Origin of the sequence: Variovorax sp. 38R, assembly GCF_014843395.1 — a bacterium.
In the GTDB taxonomy this organism is placed as follows: domain Bacteria; phylum Pseudomonadota; class Gammaproteobacteria; order Burkholderiales; family Burkholderiaceae_C; genus Variovorax; species Variovorax paradoxus_H.
Map to the genome: position 1 here is coordinate 1014445 of NZ_CP062121.1, position 23351 is coordinate 1037795.

Consider the following 23351-nt stretch of genomic DNA (forward strand, 5'->3'; position numbering starts at 1 on the left):
TCGCATTCCTGTACAAGATCGTGGTTGGTCGATCTAGCGGGGAGTTGTGCCCCGCAAACCGTAGTGGTACTCGGTGCATTCGTCTTCAAGCTCAGACGACGAGGCGTTGGTCGGTGGCCATTCTGAAGAGCCGGGGCGATGTCGAGCGCTAATTGCCACTGCCACATCTGAGATTGATCAACGCCGCAGTTGATTCGTCTGGCAGTGAGCGCTCGTCGAGCGGCTAGAAAGCGGCACTGCGCCTGGCAAATAATTTCCTGTCCGCCATGCCAGAAGATTCGCCGATCGACGGCCTCGTCAACGTCGCCCCGCGCTTTCGCATTGCGCGCGACTACGTGGATCTGAAGCAAGACTTAGGAACCGTGCACCAGACGCTCGAACACGTCGTCTGAGCCCATCTGGCCACCCTTCAGCATAATCTCCAGGCCGTCGAGCGTGGCGTCGTCGCTGTGCACGCGGCACAACGAGGTGCCGGCGCCGATGTCCGCCACGTACGAAAGCCCCCAGGCGTCGAGCGCCTGCACGGCATGGCTCGAGGTATCGCCGCCGGCAATGCCTACGCGCCGCAGCGGCACCATGGCCAACACGCGGGCCAAGAGTTCGCCACCGGCGCGCGCGAGGGCTTGGGCGTCGATGCCTCGCTCCAGCGGCAATGGATCAAGAGGACGCGTGCAGGCCAGCACGTTGCGGCCGCTGGCGAGCCCGTTCGCGATGTCTCGCGCATGACGTTCCAGCGTGGCGGCGTCCCGCTGCGCCATCGCTGACGCATCGAGCCACACGGTATCGAAGGACCGTGCCGCCGCGACCTGCCGCGCTGTGACAGGCGACAGGCTTCCCGCAAGCACAAGCACCGGACCTGGCGCGGGCGTCACGACACGCTGCGCGAGCTCAGTGCCGTTGCGTGAGTCCAGTGCTGGAGCCAACGCGTCGACCACGCTGCTGGGGCCCACCGCGAGCAAGGTGTTGCGCTGTGCTCGCACCCACAGCACCTGCCCGATGGTCGCGAGCTGCGCGGCATCGGCGACGTCGAACAGAACGACGCTAGGCGGCGCTGCGGGCAAGGGCGGCTGAAGCGCGTGTTGCAGCGCCGCCTCGAGTGCATCGCTGTCCTTCGACGCAGCCGTGAAAGGCATGGAATGCACATCGGCCAAACCTTGCTCGGCCAGATGCCGTCGCAAGTCCGCCTCGTGCATCGGCGTCACCGGGTGCCGGCTCATCGTCGGATGGCGGTCGATGCGGAACACTTCGCCGCCCGCGCCCGCAGCCGCGAACAGGTTGCCGAACAGGCAATGCCGACCGAGGTTCGGCTGCCCGCCGACGATCGCCGTCCATGGTTGTTCGACCGCGCCGCGCAATGCGCGCACCGCGGCGCCGATCGAGCCGATGTGCGGCGCGCTGTCGAAGGTCGAGCAGGTCTTGTAGTGCAGCACGCGCGCGCTGAGCGTGCGGAACAAAGCGGCGACGGGCACCAGCTCGGCCTGCATCTCGTCCGGCGTCATGGCGCGCGCCGCGCCTGCGATGCCCAGCACGTCGAGCGGGCCGACGCATGCGAGCCGCGCGGCGTCGGGCGTCTTCAGGAACAGCAGGGCCCTCAGGTCCGCGCGGGCCGCGGTGCCGAGCGTGTCGGTCGCGCCGGTGAAATCGTCGCCGTAGTAGACGACGGCCGGGGTTGGATTCATGGCTTGCCGAAGAAGGCGAGGGCGCGCGCGAGTTCGGGCGCGTGCTTCGCGGCGTCTTTCAGTGCCGTGCCTGCGCGCGCTGCCGACCAGGCTTGGCGGATGCTGGTCACGCCGGCTTCCGCGCCGTCGGGGTGCGCGAGGATGCCGCCGCCGGCCATGAAGAGCAGGTCGTCGCTGCCGATGGCGGCCCAGGTGGCGGGCACGGTGCCGGCCCACTGGCCCGAGGAGAAGGCGGGCATCACGCGGTCGTCCAAGACATCGGTGAGCGGTGTGAAGCAGTCGCGCGCCGATTCGATGACCTCGCTGTCGGGCTGCGAGAACTTGCCCTGGAGGCCGTGCACGTGCATGTGGTCCACGCCCGCGAGGCGCCAGAGCGTCTGGTAAGCCTGGAACGAGATGCCCAGCAGCGGATGCCGCGACAACGCGCCGTAGCCATTGCGGTGGCCGTGCAGCGCAAGGCCGGTGTGGCGCCGCAGCGTCTGGATGCCCGAGTGCCCGCACCAGTTGAGGCTGGCCATGACGCAGGAGCCGCCTTCGCGTTCGACAAGGTCGGCATGGCGCTTCATCGCGTCGGTTTCGTCGGTGATGTTGAAGGCCACCATCACATGCTTGCCGGTGCGTTCCTGGTGCGCGCGCACGACCGCCATCACGGCGGGCACGCGTTCGGCCAGCGGCGCATGCGCGGGGTCGGCGCAGACCTCGTCGTCCTTGATGAAATCGACGCCCGCGGAGCAGAGCCGGCCAACCAGCGCGGCCGTCTCGGTGGCCGACAGCCCCACGTTCGGCTTGATGATCGTGCCGACCAGCGCACCGCTCGCCACACCCGTGGCGCGCCGCGTGCCCGCGATGCCGACGCGCGGCATCTCGAACTGCGCGCGGTACGCGGCGGGCACCTGCAGCGATTCGAGCCGCAGGCCCGTCACTTCGCCCAGGTCGTAGAGGTTGCCCGAGACGGTTGCGGCAAGCGTCGGCAGATTGGCCCCGATGTTCGCAACAGGAAACGAGATATCGACATGCGCACGCCGCCACGGCCCACGCGTTCCCTTGCGCTCCAGCAGCGCGTTCGGCAGGCTCGGTGATGCAACGGGTTCCAGCTCCGTGATGGCTTCGACCGTCGCACGCGCACGTTCGCGCAGCGCATCGGTCTCGCCCTCCACGCGTGTGAAGGTGCCGCACGATTGCTCGCCGGCCATCACCTCGGCGACGGCCGCCAGGTCCACCGGCGTCTCGATCAGGTAGCGCGCGCGGATGCGTTCGGCCGCCATCGTCACAGCTTGCTCAGGTCGGGAAAGGGCCGCACCGGCTCGCTGCCGTCCCAGCCCTCGGAGGCACTGCGGATCAGGTCGAACATCTTGCCCTTCGGCCCCGCCACTTCGGAGAGCTCGATCACCGTGCCCGGGTGGTACTCGGTGTCGAAGTAGATGAAGCGGCCGCGCTCGCCCACTTCGCCGCTCATCACCGGCTTGAAGCCTTGGGCGGTGAGGCGCGCGAGGTCGGCGTCGTAGTCGGCGGTCCAGTAGGCGACGTGCTGCAGGCCCGTGCGGCCGGCCTGCAGGAAGTCGCGGTACATCGAGGGCACGTCGTTGCGCGTCTGGATCAGCTCAACCTGCACGTAGCCGGAGTTCGCGAGCGCCACCGAGTTGTGCGGCTCGTGCGCCTCGCCGTTGTAGCGGTAGTTCTTGATGGGCACCTTGGGGTTGTAAAACCACGGGCCCACGCCCAACGTGGTGCTCCAGTAGTCCATGGCGGCTTCGATGTCGTGCACGACATAGCCCAGCTGGCGGATCTCGCCGAGGAATCGACTCATTGCAATTGGCTCCGGTGATGTGAGTGTGTTGTTGTGATCAGAACTTGAGGAAGCCGGTCGAGAACCACGGGAAGGCGGCCACGATCACCAGGCCCACCAGCATCGCGGCGATGTAGCCCCAGATGTGGCGGATGCCCTCGTCGGGGTTGACCTTGCTCACGGCGCAGGCGCCGTAGTAGCCGACGCCGAAGGGCGGTGCGAAGAGGCCGATGCCCATCGAGAAGATCACGACCATCGCGTAGTGCACCTCGTGCACGCCCGCGGCCTTGGCGATGGGAAAGAGGAGCGGTCCGAACAGCACGATGGCCGGAATGCCCTCGAGCACGCTGCCCAACACGATGAACGCGACGATCGATACAGCGAGGAAGCCATACGTGCCGCCCGGCAGCGCGCCCATGATGCGGGCCAGGTCCTGCGAGAAGCCCGACTGCGTGAGGCCCCACGCCATGGCCGTGGCGCAGCCGACGATGAAGATGATCGCGCCCGAGAGCGAGGCGGTGTCGATCAGCATCGGCTTGAGCCGCTTCCAGTCGAACTGCCGGTACACGAAGAGCCCGACCAGCGCCGAATACACGATGCCGATGGTCGATACCTCGGTGGCCGTGGCCACGCCTTCGACCACGGCCGCGCGGATCACGAAGGGCAGCAGCACCGCGGGCAGCGCGACCATCAGCAGCTTGCCGATCTCGCGCTTGCTGTAGCGCTGCACACCGCTCAGGTCTTCACGGCGGTAGCGCCACCACACGACCACGCACAGCGCCGCGCCGAGCACCACGGCCGGCAGCAGCCCGCCCGTGAACAGCGCAGCGATCGAGATGCCCGTGACCGAGCCGATGGTGATGAGCACGATCGACGGCGGAATGGTCTCTGTCTGCGCGCCCGTGGCCGAGAGCAGCGCCACGAGGTCGCCGGGCTTGGCGCCCCGCTTGATCATCTCGGGGAACAGCACCGGCGCGATGGCCGCCATGTCGGCGATCTTGGAGCCCGAGATGCCCGACACCAGGTACATCGCGCCGATCAGCACGTACGAGAGGCCGCCGCGCACATGGCCCAACAGGCTCGCGAGGAACTGGATCATGGCGCGCGCCATGCCCGTCATTTCGATCAGCGCGCCCAGGAAGATGAAGAGCGGCACGGCGAGCAGGATCAGGTGCGACATGCCTTCATCGAGCCGCCCGACCATCACCAGCAGCGGCGTGCGCGTGGTGAGCGCCAGATACCCGAAGGTGGCGAGCGCGAACGAGAACGCGATGGGAACGCCTGATAGCACAGTGGCGGCCACCACGACCACGAAGAAGATCACGAGGTTGAACTTGCCGAGCGTCGCGAACAGCGGCGCGGCGAGCCAGAAGGCGCCTACCAGCGCGGCCATGCCGAGCACCGCGACGGCGATCTGCTTGCCCGTGCACACGCGCAGCAGCCGCAGCAACGCCATTACCAGCATGATGCCGATGCCCGTTGGAATGGCCGCGGCGCGCCAGGCGTTGCTGATCTCCAGCGCGGGCGTGACGATGAACGACTCTTCATGCGCGTAGTCGATCGACGGCCAGACGATGAGCACGAGGAACGCGATCGACGCGGCGATGGCGAAGGCATCGAGCATGGCGCGCGTCGAAGGCGTCACCTTCTGCAGCAGCGCCGTCATCCGCATGTGCTCGCCGCGCCGCAGCGCCACCACGGCGCCCAGCATCGAGAGCCAGAGAAAGAGGATCGACGCGAGTTCGTCCGACCACACCAGCGGTGCATGGAACACATAGCGCGACACCACGCCCGCGAACAGCACGCAGATCTCGGCCAGCACCAGCAGCGCGGCCACGGCTTCGACGGCGCCGCCGATCACGCGGTCGGCGCGCCCGGCGATGCCACTCAGCGCGTTGGCCGAAGGGCCAGCGCCACTAAACGGCGCCGCCTCGAAAGTGGATTCATGCACCATGACCGCTTAAGCCAGCTTGCCGACGGTGCCTTCGAGCAGCGCCCAGGCCTCGGGACCGAAGCGGCCCTTCCACTCGCCGTAGAAGCCCGATTCGCGCAGCTTGGCGCGGAAGCTGTCGGCCGTCGGGCGGTTGATGGTGAGGCCCTTGGCCTGCAGGTCGCCGACGACGGAGTCGTTGAGCTTCTTGATGTCCTCACGCTGCTGCATGCCGGCGTCATTGATGGCGCGCGCGACGATGGTCTTCAGGTCGGCGGGCAGGGCGTCCCATGCGCGGCCGTTGGCAATGAACCAGTAGCCGTCCCAGATATGGTTGGTGAGCGAGCAGAACTTCTGCACCTCGAAGAGCTTGGCGACCTGGATGATGGGCAGCGGGTTCTCCTGCGCATCGACGATCTTCGTCTGCAGCGCCGAATACACCTCGCTGAACTGCAGGCTCGCAGGCGCGGCGCCCAGGCCCTTGAACATCGAGATCGACAGCGGGCTCACCGGCACGCGGATCTTCAGGCCGTCCATGTCCTTCGCGGTGGCAACGGCCGCCTTGCTGCTCGTGGTCTGGCGAAAGCCGTTGTCCCACATCTTCTCGAACGCATAGAGGCGCGACTTGGCGATGGCACCGCGCACATGCGCGCCGACCTTGCCGTCCATTGCGGCCCACACCTGGCTGTAGTCGTTGAATGCAAAGCCCACCGCGTTGATGGCGGCCACCGGCACGAGCGTGGCGATGACGAGTGCCGACGGCGTGAAGAACTCGATGCCGCCCGAGCGCACCTGCGCAAGCATGTCGGTGTCGCCACCGAGCTGGTTGTTGGGGAAGATCTTGATCTCGACCCGGCCCTTGGTTTCCTTGGCGATGCGGTCCGCGGCTTCCTGCGCGCGCACGTTCAGCGGATGGCTCAGCGGCAGGTTGTTGCCGTACTTGTACGAGAACTCCGCAGCGCGCGCGATGCGCGGCACGGCCGACACGATGCCGGCGGCGGGGAGGGCGGAGAGCGTGCGCAAGGCACTGCGGCGAGTCAGCGAGGTCATGTCTTTTGTCTCCAGGATCTTCGGAATGCGCTTGATGCAATCTGATGCATCGGTGGATTCGGGCCACAGCGAAGATAAAAGCATGCATCATCCGGGTCAAACTCGATCCTGATGGTTTTTGATGTATGCGGGATAACCCTTCACCTCCTTCCGATGCACGCCGCGCGCGCGTGGTCGACATCGCGCGCGCGGCGCAGGTGTCGACCGCCACGGTCGATCGCGTGCTCAACCGCCGGCCCGGCGTGCGTGACGCCACGGTGCAGCGCGTGCTCAAGGCCGCGGGCGAGCTCGACTACCTGCCGGGCCCCGAGCTCTATGCGGCGCTGACACCGCCGCCGCTGCGGCTCGTGTTCCTGCTGCCCGCGGGCACTAACCGCTTCATTCGCATGCTGGGCGACATGGTGGGTTACTCGCAGGAGCACTGGGCGCCGTTCAACGTGCAGTGCCGCACGGTGTTCATCGAGAGCTTCAATCCGCACGAGCTGGCCGACGCATTGCGCAAGCACGGCCAGCGTTGCGACGGCATCGCGATGATGGCGCTCGAACATCCGGCGGTGCGCGAAGCGGTGGCCGCGCTGGCCGCGCGCGGGCTGCCGGTGGTCACGCTGATCTCGGATCTGTCGAACTCCGAGCGCGCTGCGTTCGTGGGGCTCGACAACCGCGCCGCCGGGCGCACGGCCGGTTACCTCATCGGCCGCTTCATCGGCGCGCGCGCCGCGAAGGTCGCGCTCATCGCGGGCAGCCTGAGCTACAAGGCGCACGAGGAGCGCGAGGCGGGCTTCCTGCACGTCATCGACGAGATGTTCCCGAAGCTCGAAGTCGTGGGCCTGCGCGAAGGCCAGGACGACGCGGCCAAGAACTACCGCCAGACCCGCGCGCTGCTGGAGCAGCATCCCGACATGGGCGGCATCTACAACATCGGCGGCGCGTCAGACGGCGTGGCACGCGCACTGAAGGAAGTGGGGCGCGAGCAGAAGGTGGTCTTCATCGGCCACGGCCTCACGCCCGACACGCGCGCGCTCCTCATCGACGGCAGCATGGACGCGGTGATCACGCAGAGCCCGCACACCACGCTGATGAGCTGCGTGCGCATCTTCACCAACCTGCGCGACAAGCGCGAGGCGCTCAGCGGCGTGGAGACCACGCGCAGCCAGGTGATCTTTCGCGAGAACCTTCCGTAAATACGGCACCTGGCTGCGGCCAGGCCGCTTCATTTGGTAGATGGGCCGCTCCCTCGTTGCGCTGGAGCGGCTCTGCTCGCGGCAAAGGGCGGTTGGCCGTGCTAACAAGGTGTGTTGCGGGGAAATATCAGGCTTTGGCTCTGGACAGGGGTGGTCAATTCTCGATTTCGAGCGAACGTGTTTGATTCCAGAATTTTTCAGACCCATATGACTTAGGTGAGCACTGACAAGAAGTGACCACCTGGCCTGTCCAGTCGGCCGAGTACGTGCGATGGAGTTGATTTCTCATCAATCCTCGATCGAACTCTCGCTTTCTCGAACCTAACCAGCCAAACCAGCAAGAAGCCCGGCACGACCTCGCGGTCCGCCGGGCTTTTTGCCGTCTGGGTGCTCCCTCTCTTCTATTCACCAGTCTGCAAAAGGAGCTTCTTCAGCTTGTCCTACTTTCAATGTCCCAACTGCGGCTCCAACCGCATCGAAACCCGTGACGTGGCCCAGCGAACCGGTGGCACGCTCGGCGGTCTGGCCGGTGCTGCCGGTGGCATCGCTGGCGCACTGCGCGGTGCGCGCACCGGCTTCACCATCGGCATGGCTGCCGGACCGGTCGGCGGCAGCCTCGGCACCGCCATCGGCGTCGTCCTCGGCGCTCTGGGCGGCGGTGCGCTCGGCACGGAGGTCGGCGCCATCTTCGGGCGTGTCGTCGATGACCGGGTCCTGAACAACTGCCGATGTACCGCGTGCGGTCACACATTCAGTGGGCAGCGAGGAACCAGTGAGCCGCCATGGTCCTCGGCCGAACCGACTGCACCGTCCCCTTTTCGACCGATGAATCCCGACTCGGAGCCGAATCCGCACGAAATCGATCCTGACGACCCTGATTTCGCCTGACGCGCAGCCGACCCTTTCCGCACTTAGCACCTTTGAGCCACTCGGCTCGTCGTTTCCTTTTCTCCTTCCCACAAATCTCCTGGCCGAGGCTGTCGCAGCGCCTCGGCCAGCGCTCGCCTGTGCGCGCAACTTCAAGAAAGATCTTCCATGGCACACCAAATCGAACAGATGGCTTACGTCGGAGACACCCCCTGGCATCGCCTGGGGCATCGCCTTCAACCCAAGCAACCCCTTGAGGTCTGGGCCCAGCAAGCCGGCATGGACTGGACCATCCAGGAAACCCCGGTGCGCTTCATGACCCAAGCTGAAGGCGATTCCCTGCAGGCCCTGGAATCCTTCTGCGAGCAGAAGGTGCTCTACCGCAGCGACTCGCGCGCACCGCTGTCGGTCGTCAGCAGCCGTTACCAGGTCGTGCAGCCCCGCGAAGTCCTGGAGTTCTACCGTGACCTCACCGAGGTCGGCGGCTACGAGATGGAAACGGCAGGGGTCCTCAAGGGTGGGCGCAAGGTCTGGGCGCTGGCACGTACCGGCAAGCAAGCCGTGCTCAAGGGCAGCGACACCGTCAACGGATACTTGTTGTTCGCGACCTCCTGCGACGGCTCACTGGCCACCACTGTCACCCCGACGACCGTGCGGGTCGTGTGCAACAACACCCTGGCCATCGCACTGGACAACACGAGCAGCGTGATTCGCGTGCCCCATAACACCTGCTTCGATGCCGATGCTGTCAAAAGGCAACTGGGCATTGCCATCGGCCAGTGGGACGACTTCATGTACCGCATGAAGGTCCTGTCCGAGCGCAAGGTCAAGGGCAAGGAGGTCGACGCCTATATCCAGCATGTGCTCTACGGGCCGATGGAATCGAATGGACTCGCAACTCCTCAGGTCGGCACCCAGTCCATGCCGCGAGCTTGGGCGGCGCGCAAGGTCCTGGCGCTCTACGAGGGCAAGGGCCGGGGCGCTGAGCTCGCTGCAGCGCGAGGCACGACTTGGGGCCTGCTCAGTGCGATGACCGAATTCGTCGACCACGAGCGCCGAGCACGCAACCGCGAGTACCGGCTGGACAGCGCCTGGTTCGGCCAAGGCGCGGCCCTCAAGCAACGAGCGTTGGCGCATGCGCTGGAGCTCGCCGCTTGACGCTATTGGATCTTCGACCTCCTCCTTCTCACTCCCTCTCACCACTCCCACTCAGCTCCTCCAGCAAAGCCCCGCCTCTCCATCGAGAGGGCGGGGCTTTTTGCTGGATGGGCGGTTTGAACCTTCAGAAAGAAATCGATGAACTCAATTCCCCGGAACACACAGCGTTCCCCAAGCGCCCCCGCATTGCGCCTGGTGCCGACCACCTGTTCGCAGGATGCGACCACCGGGCGCTGGCCGAGCGCGGGCGAAGCCGGGATTGGCAGTCTTGACGCCGCCGCAGCCGTAGGCCGCGATCCCTTCAAGTCCCCCGTGCGACTGTGGATGGAAAAGACCGAGCGCCACGACCTGCTGCAGCCCGTCGATCCTTCCCTCATCCAGTCCGCAGCTACCGCTGCTTATTGGAGCCGGCTGCTCGAGCCCATCGTGGCGGCGCACTACGCGCTGCGCACCGGGCGCCAGGCGCGGCGAACTCGCGACGTGCTGCGGCACCCGCAGAACCCCTGGATGCTGGCCCATCCCGGCCGCGAAGTCGTCGGCGCCCCCGATGTCCAACTGCTGGAATGCCGATGCGTCGGAATGGATGCGGCTGAGCTCTGGGGCGAGGGCCTACCCGACTGCGTGCGGATCCAGATGCTGCACCGCCTGGCCGTGACAGGCGCCCAGGCCATCGACGTCGTGGCATTGATCTGCGGCCAGGACCTGCGGATCCACCGGGTCGAACGCGACGAGGTCGAGATCTCCCGGCTCATCGATACCGAGCGCGAGTTCTGGCACTGCGTGCAAACCGACCGCGCGCCGTTGGCGGGCGATCGGGAGGCGGTCTGAGATGGGAAGCATCGTCTACCGGGCCACCAAGGAGCAGGCCGTTCATGACGAACTGCACAGCGTCACAGCTTTTGCTGTGGTGTTCGCCCATCGCGCGATCGGCAACCGGCTGTGGTTCCTGGCGCAGAACCGCTCGGGCGAGCACGCCGGGCGAATCTGGATCGGCCTGACCCTCATCGACTGCAGGAAGGGCGAAGTGGCCGTCAAGAGCATGGATGAAAGCTGCGGGCCGTACTACTTCGACTGCCCGCTGGCCTTCCTGGATCGCGCCAGCCCTCCGACTGGGCCCTACGCAGGCCCATGGCGCGAGAAGGTGCGCGAGTTCCATGCGAACCGGGCCGCCAGACGAGCAGCCATCCGCCCGGGTCTGCGCATCTCCTACGGCGAATCGACGTACGTGCTGCGCCGAAGTCTCGGCCGCCGTGGCTGGGACGTCTCGCGCGAGAGCGACGGCCTGATCTGCCGCCTGAAATCCCGACAACTCGGCCACGCGACGGTGTTGCCGTCCCAAGACAAACATCCACAAGAGAAACATCCATGAAAACCAGATTCCGGCGGCACATCACGGTGCCGCCCTATACCCGCGATCCCTTCGCCCAAGACACATTCAAGTGGTCGGCCGACTTCGAGGTTCCCTCGATCGGCGACGACGTGCTCATCCGCATCAACGGTATCGGCCGCGCCAAGGTGGTGGGCTACGCCTCGCAAGGCGGCTACCTGGGGGTGATGACGGTGCCGTACAGCCCGCCTGATTGGTGGATTCGCCAGAACGGAGCGCCCAGTCCCGACAACGCGGCACTGGCGTTCGGCGCGGAGATCTCGCGCATTGATGCCGGGGAGGGTGCATGAGTGGCCCGCCGCCCATGCCCCGAACAGTGGTGGTCTTCAGCATCGAGCTTGCCGTCTTCGATGAGGAGGCGCTCGCCGGTGCTGCCAGGGTGCGTGCGCGCGAGGATGGCCTGGACGATGAGGTGTGGGCGTCGATGCGCTCGGGCATCTCGGATGACCTGGTCATGCTGCTGGATCCGGGCCTCATTGCCGATTCGGGCTTCGAGATCCTTCAGTCGACGTGCGAGGTGTGCGAGGTGTGCGAGGTGTGCGAAGTGTGCGAGGTGAATGAGGGGAGCCAGCATGCCTTCGACCAACGTTGAATTCGTCACCGAGCTGATGGAGTTCAGCGCCCACGGGGCGCTCATCCAGGCATTCGTGATGCAGGCGCTGGAGCAGTACGCCCAGCGTGTGGCTGCAATGGATCCTGAAGCACTGGACACCCCCATGGTCAGCGGCCGTGCCTGGCACGGCTGCGCTGTGGAGGTGCGAGACAAGCTGGCCAGAAGGCTCGGCCGCAACGACCCGATCCCACCTGCCACTTTGCCCGCGCAAAGACGCTGAGTCTCTACGGCAGCGGGACTTGCTGCAACTGCATGCAGGCGCCCTGCGTGCGCATCGGACCTCCCGGTCCGCCTTCATCCCCTACGCGCGCACCCACCACGCCCCGGCCTCTCTGGCCTGGAGCGTGGTGGAGGTGCGCGCGTGGGTCTGGCTCGCCCTTTGGGGCCGGCACTTCATGGCGTCGCCGTCAACGGCTGCGCTCACAACATAGAGGATCAACTTTGTTTATTCCGATCATGGCGGAGGCACACACTCGCCCGCAATCGACCCGGCCGTCCCGGGAACGGCTGAATCACTCTCCTGCGGCTTCCACCAAGCAGGACACCTGCACCTATCACCTGGTGCGCGTCAGCCGCAACCGCAAGACCGGCCCGATTCCGGTGACCACGACGAGTGCGAACTCGTGCCCGCCGAGCTGCAGCTTCAAGGGCAATGGCTGCTATGCCGAGAGCGGGCCCCTGGCCATTCATTGGCGCAGCGTGTCCGAGGGGCGGCGAGGTCATACTTTCGACGAGTTGCTCGAGGAGATCGCGACCTTGCGACGCCATGCCCTCTGGCGCCACAACCAGGCGGGTGATCTGACGCCCGAAACGCCCGGCGTCATCGACAGTCGCAAGCTCACACGGCTGGCTATGGCGAACCGGGGGCGTCGCGGATTCACCTACACCCACTATCCGCCCACACCCCAAAACCAGGCGGCGATCCGCCATGCGAACTGGCTGGGCTTCACGGTCAACCTCAGTGCCGAGACCTTGGTCCAGGCCGATGCGTACGCGGACCTGGGCATCGCGCCAGTGGTCGTGGTGCTGCCGCAAGGCACCTCCAAGCCCACTCGCACGCCGGCCGGGCGCCAAGTGATCGTCTGTCCTGCCAGCACCGGCAACTCCGATTGCCTGAACTGCGGGATCTGTCAGCAACGCGATCGCGCCGCCATCGTGGGCTTCCCGGCCCATGGCGCGGGCGCCGAGCGCGTGCAGGAGATCTTCTTGGAGGGCAGGCTTTCATGAGAAGCACACCTGACGCGATACCCGCGCAGGGCGCGGCCGGCCAGAAGGAGATGTTCCCGCTCGACGAGGCGTTCTTGCAGCGGGTGGACTGCGTGATGCTGCAGCGCAAGCAAACCGATCCGTTCCAACAGGAAGCGGCTTGGCGCGCCACCGAAGAGGAGGCCAGGTTGCGACAACTCCAGTTTCCAGATGAAGAACCTGTCCGTGTCCCTCTACTTTGAATGCGGCATCAGAACGCCGCTCTCCCGATCTCCTTCTTCTCATCTCGAGGACACAGACCCCGGCGCCCTCTCAAGGGACCGGGGTTTGGTCCTTGTGGAGCTGGAGATTCACCTCGTCCACCAGAAAGAAAGAGATAAGGACATTGCCATGAACATCTGCTACGGGCCGGTTGACTACCTGACGGCCTTCGCGTTCGTGCTTGCGACCGGAATCCTCCTGGGCCTTGGGCTGGGATGGAATTTCTGCAGCTACTGGCGCCGGGACTGCTTTGGGGGGCTTTGACGGAAACCGGCGATCACCTGGCCAGCAGATCACCAAATCGCCATCGAGTCGGCCAGCTCGATGGCCACGCCCCATTTCCGCGGGGGCTCACAGCGGCCCGCCCCAGCGGATTGAAGGGGCGGGCTGAATTCAGATTTGAACCACATCAAGGATCACTCATGCACACAGAACAGACCCTGCCGCGGCCCACCATCGCATGCGCCGCCATCAGCAGGGTCGTCATCACGGATGACGCCTCCAGAGAAAGACGACAACCACATGGCCCATCTTGAGCACCTGTTCGCGAAGGGCATCCGCTTCGACACCGAAGTTCAGTACCTCGCACAGGGTGTAAGTGGCGCTGATGGCCTCGTGTACCAGAACCTGCCCATCCGCAAATCGGCATCGGCCGAAACTTGTGCGCTTGCCAGCGTGATCCAGTGCCTCGCGGTACTGGGGCAGTTGTCTCGTCAGCAAATGAGAGAGGCCCAGCGCCTGGCTCGAAAGGCATTGCAGGGAACTGGCGACGACAGCGTTCTGCGCTGTATCGATGCTGCTGGCTTGCCCATCGTCGTCGAATTGCACGCCTCAGATCCCGGCCAAGCGGGCCACGTCGGGACGACCGCATTGGAGGCGCTGCGCGCGGGTCGAGCATGCCTGGTGCACTTCGAATCCGCCGCCGCCAACCGATGGGCGACAGTGATCGGGGTGGAGTGGGAGCGCGGCATCGGCGAGCCCCGGGCGTTGTTGTTGCTGGACGCCGGCGCAGGTGAACCCTGGGCCTGCGCTCACAACGTGCGCATCGAACTGCAAGCCGAGGCGGGCAGGTCGGTACGCGCGAGCCCGGGGTTCACGCTGAACTGCCGTCACCTCACGGGTGAGGCGTGTGCGGTTCGTCTGCGCAGCTTGATCGTTCTGCGGCGCAACACGTCAGCCGGTGTCTAGCTGCGACGAGTGCTGCGCTTCTTGACCGGGTAGGGTCGGGCGGTGCGCGGGGCCCGCGTCAATGTCACATCGAGATCGCGCTGCTGCGGCAAGTCCGGGTCCATCAGCTCATGGGCGGGCGCGCCGATGGCTTTGGAAATCAGCTCGATGTTGTCGATGGAGATGTTGCGCTGGCCGCGCTCCAGTGTGCCAACGAAGGCCCGGTCCAATCCGGCCTCGGCGGCCATGCGCTCCTGCGACATGCCCGCGTGAATGCGCATCAGGCGGATATTGCGGGCGAACACCAGGCGAAGAGAAAGAGGAGCGGCACGAGGCATGCCCTCGATGCTCGAAAAACGAGGTGTTTGAAACCACGGTGTTTGAAACCCTTTAACATTCAGATGCAATCAACGAAGACGTCCAGCTGCGCGCTGGATCGGGTACTGCCCTGTCCGGCGTGCCTCACCTTAGTCAAAAAGGAGATTCAAACACGCCTTTAAAGAAAATCCAACGAAGACGAGACCGCATTCAGCGCTGCGATCGAAGGGGCCATCCGGCTGACTCGGAGAAGTCAGCCTCGCGCGGCTCGCCAGGGTGGGGACCTTCCTGTCTTCCTCCTTTCTACTTTCCACTCAAAACTCAACATGGACTCATTGAACATTTATCACTTGCTCATCCTCGTCGGCTTGGTTGTCCCGCCTGCTCTGGGCTGGCGCTTCGCCAAGAAACTGGGCCATCACGGCGCCTGGGGCCTGCTGGCCTGGAGTCTGTGTGTTCCGTGGGCGGGCATCGTCGTGCTGGCCGTCTTGGTCTTCATGAAGCTGCCGTTTGAACGGGCGGCTGAGCGAAATTCCGGTGCAGGGGTGGCGCGCAGCACGCTGTAGTTATTCGGGTGGGCTAAACCCGGTTGGCGCCTTCGTCGACTTCCATCAAAGGCCGCCCGCCCAATGGCCGTACAAGCCTGATCCGGAAGGCTTCACGGCGCTTTCACTTCCTTTCAAGGGCCTCTCATGAAAACCATGCTCGGCAGCGTCTTCGCTGTGCTCATCGCGATCGTCTGGACGCCCTTGGCGCTCGCCAAGGGCATCGATCCGCTGATTAACCCCGATGCCGTGAAGCACCAGATCGACCGCTCGGCCATGGAGATCCAGATCCAGGGCTGGAGCCGCGATCTCAAGTACCCGGTCTACCCGATCCAGGTGCACGCGGGAGCCGACGGCGTGTACTACACGACCAATGATCGGGCGAGTTCCTACCAGGATTTCGATTTCGACGAACTGCGCTGCGAGATCGGTGATGCCGACCGCGCTGTACTCAAAGCGCCTGGCTATGGCTGCGCCGACGGCGTGTGCATGACCGAGGAAGGTGCCGTGCTCGGCACTGATCCCCGACGGCCGGTGAACAAGAAGCATCGCTGCTGAGCAAGCAGGCCATCGCGCGTGCTCTGCACTCTGACGGTGGCGCCGACATGTTCGGCTTGCACCTTCGCATAACCATTCCTCATCAAGAACTTTCTACATGACTACCTTCAATACGACCAAACTGATCGGCTTCAGTCTCGCCCTCACCGTGATGGCCGGCTGCGGCGACAGCGAGATCTCCGCCGTCAAGGACACGCGCTTGCACGGTGACGAGTTCACGGTCGGCGAGACCTTGAACAAGGTCAAGGAATGCAAGAGCACCGACTGGACCAGCGAGATCGTGAACAACGCCACGATCGTCACCCACACCTGTACGGTCAAGCTCGATGACGGGTTGCTCAAGTTGGCCAAGCAAGGAGAGCTGGACGCCTTGAAAACCAGGGCAAATCTCGCCGACCTCTCCGTGACCCACGCGTTGTCGGAAGCCCGCAGCATCCAGGCTAATGCACTACGCTACAGCCAGGAGCGCGCGGCGCAAGCTTCCCGACGGGTGGCGGAGATCGATCAGCGGATCGAACGCATCGCCACGGCGCAACGTTCGGAATTCCTATCGCTCAGTGGTGATCGACTGCGACGAGGAGAAGCACCACCCGACGCCGCGGCATGGGAAGCGCGTCGTGCCGAGAACTTGGCTACGGCGAATGGAGAAAAGGAAAAGCTGCTGGCAGAGATCGAGGCCGAAAAGCAGAAGTCTCAAGCTGCCATTGATGCAGCCGCCAAGCAGATTGAGGACGCATCGACCTGGAATGAGAAGTTCGCGCAGGAGATTCAGCGAACCCATCAAGCCATGATCAAGGAAGTGGATGCTTACTACGAGAAGAGCCACACCCTTAAGGTCAAGACGGCGTTTCGATACCGTGAAGCCGGTAATGTCGAGCCGGTCTCCGCCGCCTTGTTCATTGATGATCTAGAGGGGAGAAGTGCTCTGCCGGTTTATCTCATGGATCCCAATCGCATGCGGGAGTACCTCACCTACCTGACGAAGAGTGGGCTGGGAATGGAGGCCAATCGTTTGTTCGATGAGCGATTCCCGATTGAACGCATCAGCGGCCCTGAGGGCGGCTTCAGATACACGGCCCCGAAATCTGCGAAATGACTTTCCGCTGACGCCCAGCCTTTGCAATCTGCCTCGGCGGATTAGCGGAGCCTGGGCGAGTCAGCTCTGCTCTTTTTTTTGCTAGGGCATCGCCCTTTTTCCATGCATTGCTCGCAGATCTCGAAGAGGCGGCGCGGATGCTCGGATCGCCGAGCAACAACCCTTTTCCATTCACATTCAGACCAAGTAGGCGTCGGATCACTCGCGAGGGTACTTCTGTGACCAGCACAGATAGTCGTGGATGGTGGCGGCGAATTTGTACACCACCATCGGTGGAGAGTCGTAGTCATTGCAATCGTGCTTTGAGTTCATGTACTAATTTAGGGCAGTCTCAAGCTGCCCCTCCTAATTTCTTCATATCACTCTTAAATGGGCCACTTGGGCAGATGGGATTGGTCACCGAATAAGAGAATAGATGAATAACCTGTCTGGCGAATGATTCGGCAATGGCGTTCTCTTCTGTTGTTTATTTTTACATGTTTTCCTATTGGTATAGGACTCTCACGTCGAGGGACTAGAGGGGGAGGGTAAATTAGCATGCGCACTTACCGTTTCTCCCATTTTCCAATTAGGAGCAGAGAATGGCCAGTTTTCACATCACGATCAAGACGGGTAAGAAGGGCAGTGCCGCACGGCACTCGAGCTATATCGCTCGTGAAGGTCAATACGCACGAGAAGATAAATCGGCGGATCTCATTGCGACTGGGTATGGCAATCTTCCGCCGTGGGCCAACGGATCGCCTCGAGCGCTGTGGAGTGCAGCCGATAAGTACGAACGTAGTAATGCTGCCGCCTATCGTGAATATGAGGTGGCATTGCCGGTTGAACTGACGGCAGAGCAGAATGATGAGTTGGTCAATTCGTATATTAAGGAGAGCTTCAAAGGCAAGCCCTACCAATACGCCATTCATTGCCCCATGGCCAGCCTTGGGGGCGTTCCCCAGCCGCATGCGCACATCATGATTTCTGAGCGGCTGGACGATCAGCATGATCGGGAGCCGTCTCAATATTTCAGGCGCTACAACCCCGTGCATCCGGAGCGAGGCGGGTGCCGGAAGGACAACTGTGGGCGCCCGCGTGGGGTTCTGGGGGCCGAGGTGACCATGCGGCGCAAGCACTGGGCCGGCAAACAAAACGAGTTCCTGGAGAGGTTCGGGCACGCCGTTCGTGTCGACCATCGCAGCCACGAAGAGCGAGGACTGACTGCCGCTCCGGGCAGGCATTTGGGGCAGGCCGCAGTACGAAGCATGACCCATGGGAGCAAATCCTGCAGGCCCAGCACACCGGTTCAACATGAGGGTGCGCAAGAAAAGTAGAGCGTCCAAAGCAAAGAGCCGCTACTCCTGCTACGAAGTAGCAGGAGTAGCGGCCTTTTGTGGGGCGACAAGTTGAAAGGCGAGGGCGGCGCTGCCTTCCCCGCCGAGCCAGCCGACAAGGCTTCAGCTCAGATCCGACCCGACGGAAGGCCGCTGAATGGCGGCGGAAACCAGGCCGGCGGGTTTTGGACCGGGAAGAACTCCGGGTTCAAGTGCACGAACGTGGTCTTGTTGCTGAACTCCAGGCGTACATGTCCAGCCCGGACCATGAAGATCAACGCAGCCTCTCGGCGCACAGTGTTGCGAAGAGCGGCCGGGCCGAACTTCAGGATTTCATTGCGGCGAAAGCGTGACATGCCGCCATAGCGCTCGCACTGTTTAAAGAGCCAGCGCCCCAAGCTGCCTGCATCAATTTCGTCTTGGGGGATCTCCGGCTTGGCGCCAAAAATCTCCTTATGCTGCATAAGATGTCCGCGGGCAATATTGATCCCACGCTCCGCATTAACCACATTGATTGGGGATGGCCCGTGTTCGACATACTGAAGGACTGCGCTGATGCGCGCCGCCTGCTCCCCAATCTTGGAGGCAGCCTCGGGGATATCCGCGAACGAACCTCCGGGGGCTTGTGCCAATTCGGTCTCATTGAAGAAGTCGATCCAGGGCTTGTAAGCCGGCGGCTCATATTCCATGACGTACTTGCTGGCCGGCGCATCGAAAATATGTGTTGCCTTCAGGATCTCCGTGACCCTGGACTTGAATTCGTCCGAGCGAGTGCGAGAAAGATCCTCGCCGGTAATGATTCGTGTCCCTCGCTTGGGTAGGGCTTGGGAGACTAAAAAACGGGACATGAAGCCGCTGTTGTGGAGTTCGCTGCCCTTGCGTTTCAGGAATTTCTTTAGCACCTCTTCCTGGACAGCGATTGTTACCCCGAAATTCGGACTGATGATCTTCAGCGTTTCCTTAGTCCTGCGCGCAATTTCAAGGTCCTCGTTGCTCCAGAGTGAATTAAACATGCCGAGTGATCGAAAAAGCGCCGATTCGAGAACAACACCGCCTTCGGAAGAAACAATTGCAGCGGTGGGATGCTCCTCGTGCAGTCGTTGAGCTACGGCCTCGGCGGTGGCATCCTGCACGAGCAGTTTGAAGCCTTTTGGACGCTTGGGCTTTTCTTTCAGCATCTGCTCGATTTCATCTTGGGCTGCCTGCGTCGGTTTGCCTGATTTCTTCAGGCTGGACTTCCGGCGATAGAGGTCTTTGATTTCGACTTCCCATTCGGAAAGTGCGAGGTAATAGTTGTCGATCTGCGGAAGCATTCGCATTTCCTCCTCGTGCTGGAAATCGGCGACGGGCTGAAAAATGTCCTTGTACACAGTCGTCTTGCGCTCACCGCTGGGAACGATATCGATAAAGGACAGGCTCACGGGGCCCTCTTGCCCACCAGGGCGGCGAACACGGAGGAAGTGCTGGCATGCGAGGGAAGCCACAGACAGGTGCGCAGACGCAATCAAGGACTCGGGTGCCTGGGTGATGCGCTCTGTCGCGAGGACAGACTCGCGAAGCAAGGGCGGGAGGAAGAAGGTCGGGAAGTTCATAAAAAAATAGAAAACGATGCGCCGCATCTGAGTACAGAGTGGCGGGTGGGTGTCAGGGATGCTTGACAGCGTGTCGGCACTCCGAACTGAACTGCTCGGTTTAGTCGAGACAGTTTTCCTAGAGGACAGCGGGGTGCAATTCTGATCTCGCCCCCGTATTTCAGGACACGGACTATTCGCAATGTAGCGTCTGCTCGATCTGAGCAAGGCGCTGGTGGGCAGCGCGATGCTGCCGGAACTCCCTGGGTGATTTCATCTTCAATGCCGAGTGCGGATGCACCTCATTGAAGTGCTCGAAGGCTGCGGCCATCTGCGCCATTACCGTTCTCGCATCGGCAAGGTCCATGCGGCTGACGTAATCGCGCTTGAACGTGTTCACGAAGCTCTCGGCCATGCCGTTGCTCTGGGGACTGCACACGGGCGTGTTGACCGGGCTCAGGCCCAGTTGTCGAGCGATCTGTCGAGTCTCGGCCGCGATGTAGGCGCCCCCGTTTGTCCGAGAGGAACTCCAAGGCGTGGGTACTGGGAACACCCTCGACGCCGCCGAAGCGCTTCTCCACGGCCTCGATGAGCATTTCGCGCACCGGCTCGCCCGGCAGCCCTTTGCCCTCCCATGCCCGATAGGCCAGGATCTCGCGGTCGCAGCAGTCCTTGGTGAAGGTCGCGGTCACGGTCTGCCCCGAATCACACTTGATCTCGAAGCCGTCCGAGCACCAGCTCATGTCGCTGTGCACGACGGCCACCTTGCCCTCATGGGGCCGGCTGGACTGGCGCCGTCTCGGCGCCTTCGGTAGCAGCAAGGCATGGGCCGCCATCACGCGGTAGGTGCGCTTGGCATTGACCCGTGGCGCACCAGTATTGGCCCTATGCCGGTTCACCAATGCGCAGGCACGCCGGTAGCCATAGGTCGGTAACTCGGTGATCTGGGCCTTGATCTCGTTGAGCAAGGTTACGTCGCTGCGCTCCGCAGGCTAAAGCGCACCTGCAGGTGCTTTGAGTCCACAGATCGACCTGTTCTCGATAACTCCGGGTCGCGCTGATTGTTTATCGATGCGATGGGCGTAACAAAAGCGTCACCGGCCGATGCGACCATGCGCTGTTACCTCAAGGTGCAAGTCTTTGCCGGCTCGAAGCGTTTCCCCTTTCACACCATTTCCCGCAGCCTGGCTGCGGGCGTGATGGCGTGCGCGGGAATGCGACAGGGTGCGACGACCGGCCATGGGGTCGTTTCGCGCGTGTGGCGTGTTGACGTGTCGCCGCCCCGCGCGATGGGGGCTGTGTTGCATGGCTGCATGGATGTCGATCTTTCCCGCTCATGTCGCCCTTGCAGCCGATGACACCGGCAGCCCGCCGCCTCCCGACGAGCCGCGCGTGACGCTTCATTCCAGCTCCGTCGAACCGCAGTTCGACTTCGACCTGCCGGCCCAGCCGCTTGCGTCCGCACTGAACCGCTTCGCCGACGTGTCGGGCCGCGCGGCGCTGTTCAGCAGCACGCTGGTGGCCGGTCGCTCGGCGTCGCCGGTGCGCGGCCGCCTCACGCCGCGCGATGCCTTGCTGCGGCTGCTCGAAGGCACCGGACTTGCGATGGAAGAAGTGAGCGCGGGCCGCGTCAACGCCTTCGTGCTGAAGCCGCTCGGCGCACAGGCCGAGGCGGCGGCAAGTGTCCGCGCGCGGCTGGAGCGCTACGACGGCCTGGTGCAGGCCCGCGTGTGGGATGCGCTGTGCGCCGATCCGCGCACGGCGCAGGGCGACTACCGCTCGCTGCTGCGCTTTCGTGTCGATGCGGCGGGCCGTGTGCACCGCGCGCAGCTGCTCGGCAGCACCGGCGACACGCGTCGCGATGCCGTGCTGGTGGCCACGCTGGAGCGCGTGCGCATCGACCGGCCGCCGCCCGACATGAAGCAGCCGCTGGCCATGCTGATCCTGCCGGCGCAGGCGGGCGGGCCGTCCTGCGAAGACGCGGCAAGGCCATAGCCGTGTCCGAAGAAGTCCGACTGGTTCTGCTCGACTTCCTGTCGCAGCGCTACGGCGAGTTGAAGCGCCGCCTGACGCGTCTGCTGGGCAGTGACGATCTGGCGGGCGATGCCCTGCAAGACACCTGGCTGCGGTTGCGTCGGCTGGAAGACCAGGGGCCGGTGCAGCACCCGCGTGCGTTCCTGCTGCGCATGGCCGTCAACATTGCCGTGAACAACCTGCGCAGCCAGAGCCGCATCGTGCCTCGCAGCGAGGTCGATGCGCTGCTGGATGTGGCCGACACCGCGCCGGGACCAGCCGAGATCGCCGAGGCGCGCTCGGAAATGGCGGCGCTCTACAAGGTGATCGCGCGCATGCCGAAGCGCCGCCGCGACATCCTCGTGCTGGTGCGCTGGCAGGGCCTGCCGCAGAAGGACGTGGCCGAGCGGCTGGGCGTTTCGCTGCACACGGTCGAACACGAGCTGAAACGGGCGCACGATTTCTGCGCGGCCCACATGGGCCGTCAGATGGATCAAAAAAAATAGTTGGAGGATTTGCGCCGTGCCAGTTGTCTTGAACAGGAGGAGTTCCGCACCTCGGTGCGGCGCGGCCTCGTGAACACCATGTCCTCCATACCCCCAACGCCTCCGATGCCTGCCGACGAACGCGGCCATGCCGTGCCCGACGCGCTGCGGGAAGAGGCGCGCATCTGGCTGGGCCGGCTGGCGCTGGCCGAGGTGACGCAGATGGACATGCAGGCCTTCAAGCGCTGGCAGCACACCAGCGCCGCGCACCAGGCGGCCTTCGACGAGGCGAAGCACCAGTGGCATGCGATGAAGCTGGCCATCGACGAGGGCCTGCGCGCCGATCCGAAGGCGGCGACGCGCTACCGGCAACTGGCGCAGGGGACCCCGCGCGCCGCGCAGCCGGGCCGCCGCGCCTTCCTGGGCGCGGCCATGAGCGCGGCCGCGGTCGCCGGCGTGGCGGTGGTGGCCTATCCGCCGCTCGGCCTCTGGCCCGCGCCGGGCGCATGGGGCGCAGACGAACGCACTGCCACGGGCGAGCAGCGAACGCTCGGTTTCGCCCACCACGTCCGCGTGACGCTGAACACGCAGACCCGCGTGCGCCGCGAAACGTCGGTCCATGGAGAAACCACTGGCATCGACCTGCTCGCGGGCGAAGTCGCCATCGACCTGCAAGCGATGCAAGAGGGCGCAAGCCCGTCCTTCGTCGTGACCGCGGGCGCGGGTCGCAGCGGCGCGCAAGGCGCCTCCCGCTTCCAGGTGCGGCACCTGCGGGGCAGCAAGGTGTGCGTGACCTGCATCGAAGGCTCGGTGCAGGTAGCGCATGCAGCGGGGCACAAGCTGTTGCAGGCGCGGCAGCAGACGGTTTACGACGCCACCTCGCTCGGTGGCGTGCAGGCCGTCGAACCGGCGGATCTGTCGGCATGGCGCAAGGGCGAGCTGGTGTTCAGGCAGACGCCGCTTGCGCAGGTGCTCGATGAAATCAATCGCTACCGGCCCGGCCGCGTGGTGCTGATGGCCGATGCGCGGCGCGACAGCGCCGTGAGCGGGCGCTTCTCCATCGCCGTGCTCGACGAGGCGCTGCTGCAGATCCAGCACTCGTTCGACCTGCGCGCGCGCGCGTTGCCCGGCGGGTTGCTGATCCTGAGCTGAAGGCCGCGACTT

The 23351-nt window shown here is 64.2% G+C and carries 27 protein-coding genes and 1 pseudogene; 20 read left to right on the top strand and 8 right to left on the bottom strand.

The genetic code is table 11. The annotated features are described in order from the left end of the window. The first annotated feature begins 266 nt into the window (after positions 1 to 266). Positions 267 to 392 carry a hypothetical protein gene (locus IG196_RS32195; RefSeq protein ID WP_263864228.1) on the top strand — a complete coding sequence of 42 codons (126 nt, stop codon included), beginning with the start codon at positions 267 to 269 and terminating at the stop codon, positions 390 to 392. Here the strand turns inward: IG196_RS32195 and IG196_RS04525 are convergent. The 5 genes from IG196_RS04525 to IG196_RS04545 are packed head-to-tail and all read right to left on the bottom strand — an operon-like array spanning position 354 to position 6445. Continuing rightward, positions 354 to 1679, bottom strand: coding sequence for a four-carbon acid sugar kinase family protein (locus IG196_RS04525; RefSeq protein ID WP_192195192.1), 1326 nt, complete (start codon positions 1677 to 1679; stop codon positions 354 to 356). The two genes, IG196_RS32195 and IG196_RS04525, sit on opposite strands and share 39 nt — an antisense overlap. Then, positions 1676 to 2944, bottom strand: coding sequence for a ribulose-bisphosphate carboxylase large subunit family protein (locus tag IG196_RS04530; protein WP_192195193.1), 1269 nt, complete (start codon positions 2942 to 2944; stop codon positions 1676 to 1678). Before IG196_RS04530 ends, IG196_RS04525 begins: the two co-directional genes overlap by 4 nt. Positions 2945 to 2946: 2 nt before the next feature. Then, positions 2947 to 3486 carry a VOC family protein gene (locus IG196_RS04535; RefSeq protein WP_101490957.1) on the bottom strand — a complete coding sequence of 180 codons (540 nt, stop codon included), beginning with the start codon at positions 3484 to 3486 and terminating at the stop codon, positions 2947 to 2949. Positions 3487 to 3523: 37 nt separating this feature from the next. Then, the gene (locus IG196_RS04540) at positions 3524 to 5419 is read right to left on the bottom strand and encodes a TRAP transporter large permease subunit (protein ID WP_192195194.1); all 1896 of its coding nucleotides are present in this window, start codon (positions 5417 to 5419) and stop codon (positions 3524 to 3526) included. Positions 5420 to 5425: 6 nt separating this feature from the next. Further along, positions 5426 to 6445, bottom strand: a complete 1020-nt coding sequence (locus IG196_RS04545) for a TRAP transporter substrate-binding protein (protein WP_192195195.1) — start codon at positions 6443 to 6445, stop codon at positions 5426 to 5428. Between the two features lie 125 nt (positions 6446 to 6570). Here IG196_RS04545 and IG196_RS04550 point away from each other — a divergent pair, with 125 nt between their 5' ends. The 12 genes from IG196_RS04550 to IG196_RS04605 all read left to right on the top strand — a co-directional run bounded on the left by IG196_RS04550 (position 6571) and on the right by IG196_RS04605 (position 14306). Next, positions 6571 to 7626, top strand: a complete 1056-nt coding sequence (locus tag IG196_RS04550) for a LacI family DNA-binding transcriptional regulator (RefSeq protein ID WP_192195196.1) — start codon at positions 6571 to 6573, stop codon at positions 7624 to 7626. A 435-nt stretch (positions 7627 to 8061) separates the two neighbouring features. Beyond that, positions 8062 to 8514 (top strand): hypothetical protein, encoded by a 453-nt coding sequence (locus IG196_RS04555; RefSeq protein ID WP_192195197.1) that lies wholly within the window; start codon positions 8062 to 8064, stop codon positions 8512 to 8514. Between the two features lie 147 nt (positions 8515 to 8661). Then, on the top strand, positions 8662 to 9651 hold the full coding sequence (locus IG196_RS04560) for a DUF932 domain-containing protein (protein ID WP_192195198.1): 990 nt from the start codon (positions 8662 to 8664) through the stop codon (positions 9649 to 9651). Between the two features lie 195 nt (positions 9652 to 9846). Further along, on the top strand, positions 9847 to 10479 hold the full coding sequence (locus IG196_RS04565; protein WP_225617063.1) for a YqaJ viral recombinase family protein: 633 nt from the start codon (positions 9847 to 9849) through the stop codon (positions 10477 to 10479). A 1-nt stretch (position 10480) separates the two neighbouring features. After that, entirely contained in the window at positions 10481 to 11020 is a 540-nt protein-coding gene (locus IG196_RS04570) for a hypothetical protein (RefSeq protein WP_192195200.1), read from the top strand. Next, positions 11017 to 11328 (top strand): hypothetical protein, encoded by a 312-nt coding sequence (locus IG196_RS04575; RefSeq protein ID WP_192195201.1) that lies wholly within the window; start codon positions 11017 to 11019, stop codon positions 11326 to 11328. Before IG196_RS04570 ends, IG196_RS04575 begins: the two co-directional genes overlap by 4 nt. Before the next feature lie 14 nt (positions 11329 to 11342). Beyond that, on the top strand, positions 11343 to 11630 hold the full coding sequence (locus tag IG196_RS04580) for a hypothetical protein (RefSeq protein WP_192195202.1): 288 nt from the start codon (positions 11343 to 11345) through the stop codon (positions 11628 to 11630). Then, entirely contained in the window at positions 11611 to 11871 is a 261-nt protein-coding gene (locus IG196_RS04585) for a hypothetical protein (protein WP_192195203.1), read from the top strand. Before IG196_RS04580 ends, IG196_RS04585 begins: the two co-directional genes overlap by 20 nt. A 221-nt stretch (positions 11872 to 12092) precedes the next feature. After that, complete coding sequence (locus IG196_RS04590; protein WP_192195204.1) at positions 12093 to 12878, top strand: hypothetical protein; 786 nt, start codon at positions 12093 to 12095, stop codon at positions 12876 to 12878. Continuing rightward, the gene (locus IG196_RS04595; protein WP_192195205.1) at positions 12875 to 13099 is read left to right on the top strand and encodes a hypothetical protein; all 225 of its coding nucleotides are present in this window, start codon (positions 12875 to 12877) and stop codon (positions 13097 to 13099) included. The genes IG196_RS04590 and IG196_RS04595 overlap by 4 nt, the downstream gene beginning before the upstream one ends. Continuing rightward, positions 13083 to 13382: a hypothetical protein gene (locus IG196_RS04600; RefSeq protein ID WP_192197216.1), complete on the top strand. Its 300-nt coding sequence runs from the start codon at positions 13083 to 13085 to the stop codon at positions 13380 to 13382. The genes IG196_RS04595 and IG196_RS04600 overlap by 17 nt, the downstream gene beginning before the upstream one ends. A gap of 258 nt (positions 13383 to 13640) precedes the next feature. Continuing rightward, positions 13641 to 14306, top strand: a complete 666-nt coding sequence (locus tag IG196_RS04605; RefSeq protein ID WP_192195206.1) for a hypothetical protein — start codon at positions 13641 to 13643, stop codon at positions 14304 to 14306. Here IG196_RS04605 and IG196_RS04610 read toward each other — a convergent pair. Next, positions 14303 to 14623, bottom strand: coding sequence for a helix-turn-helix domain-containing protein (locus IG196_RS04610; protein WP_192195207.1), 321 nt, complete (start codon positions 14621 to 14623; stop codon positions 14303 to 14305). The genes IG196_RS04605 and IG196_RS04610 overlap by 4 nt on opposite strands. A 306-nt stretch (positions 14624 to 14929) precedes the next feature. Between IG196_RS04610 and IG196_RS04615 the strand changes: the two genes are divergently transcribed. From IG196_RS04615 to IG196_RS04630, 4 genes are all read left to right on the top strand, one after another. After that, on the top strand, positions 14930 to 15169 hold the full coding sequence (locus IG196_RS04615) for a hypothetical protein (protein WP_192195208.1): 240 nt from the start codon (positions 14930 to 14932) through the stop codon (positions 15167 to 15169). A 126-nt stretch (positions 15170 to 15295) separates the two neighbouring features. Next, the gene (locus IG196_RS04620; RefSeq protein WP_192195209.1) at positions 15296 to 15706 is read left to right on the top strand and encodes a hypothetical protein; all 411 of its coding nucleotides are present in this window, start codon (positions 15296 to 15298) and stop codon (positions 15704 to 15706) included. A gap of 97 nt (positions 15707 to 15803) precedes the next feature. After that, positions 15804 to 16802 (top strand): hypothetical protein, encoded by a 999-nt coding sequence (locus IG196_RS04625; RefSeq protein ID WP_192195210.1) that lies wholly within the window; start codon positions 15804 to 15806, stop codon positions 16800 to 16802. Between the two features lie 581 nt (positions 16803 to 17383). Next, positions 17384 to 18118, top strand: coding sequence for a MobA/MobL family protein (locus tag IG196_RS04630; RefSeq protein WP_192195211.1), 735 nt, complete (start codon positions 17384 to 17386; stop codon positions 18116 to 18118). Positions 18119 to 18246: 128 nt separating this feature from the next. On the opposite strand, the gene IG196_RS04635 is transcribed toward IG196_RS04630, so the two are convergent. Then, complete coding sequence (locus IG196_RS04635) at positions 18247 to 19737, bottom strand: YfjI family protein (RefSeq protein WP_192195212.1); 1491 nt, start codon at positions 19735 to 19737, stop codon at positions 18247 to 18249. Positions 19738 to 19882: 145 nt separating this feature from the next. Continuing rightward, positions 19883 to 20666 (bottom strand): annotated as a pseudogene (locus IG196_RS04640) (IS3 family transposase); the annotation flags it as partial. A 415-nt stretch (positions 20667 to 21081) separates the two neighbouring features. On the opposite strand from IG196_RS04640, the gene IG196_RS04645 reads away from it, so the two are divergent. The 3 genes from IG196_RS04645 to IG196_RS04655 all read left to right on the top strand — a co-directional run bounded on the left by IG196_RS04645 (position 21082) and on the right by IG196_RS04655 (position 23339). After that, a complete protein-coding gene (locus IG196_RS04645; protein WP_192195213.1) occupies positions 21082 to 21684 on the top strand; it encodes an STN domain-containing protein in 603 nt (200 codons plus the stop codon). 2 nt (positions 21685 to 21686) lie between these two features. Further along, positions 21687 to 22208, top strand: coding sequence for an RNA polymerase sigma factor (locus IG196_RS04650; protein WP_192195214.1), 522 nt, complete (start codon positions 21687 to 21689; stop codon positions 22206 to 22208). A 105-nt stretch (positions 22209 to 22313) separates the two neighbouring features. After that, a complete protein-coding gene (locus tag IG196_RS04655; RefSeq protein ID WP_192195215.1) occupies positions 22314 to 23339 on the top strand; it encodes a FecR family protein in 1026 nt (341 codons plus the stop codon). Positions 23340 to 23351: the final 12 nt, after the last annotated feature.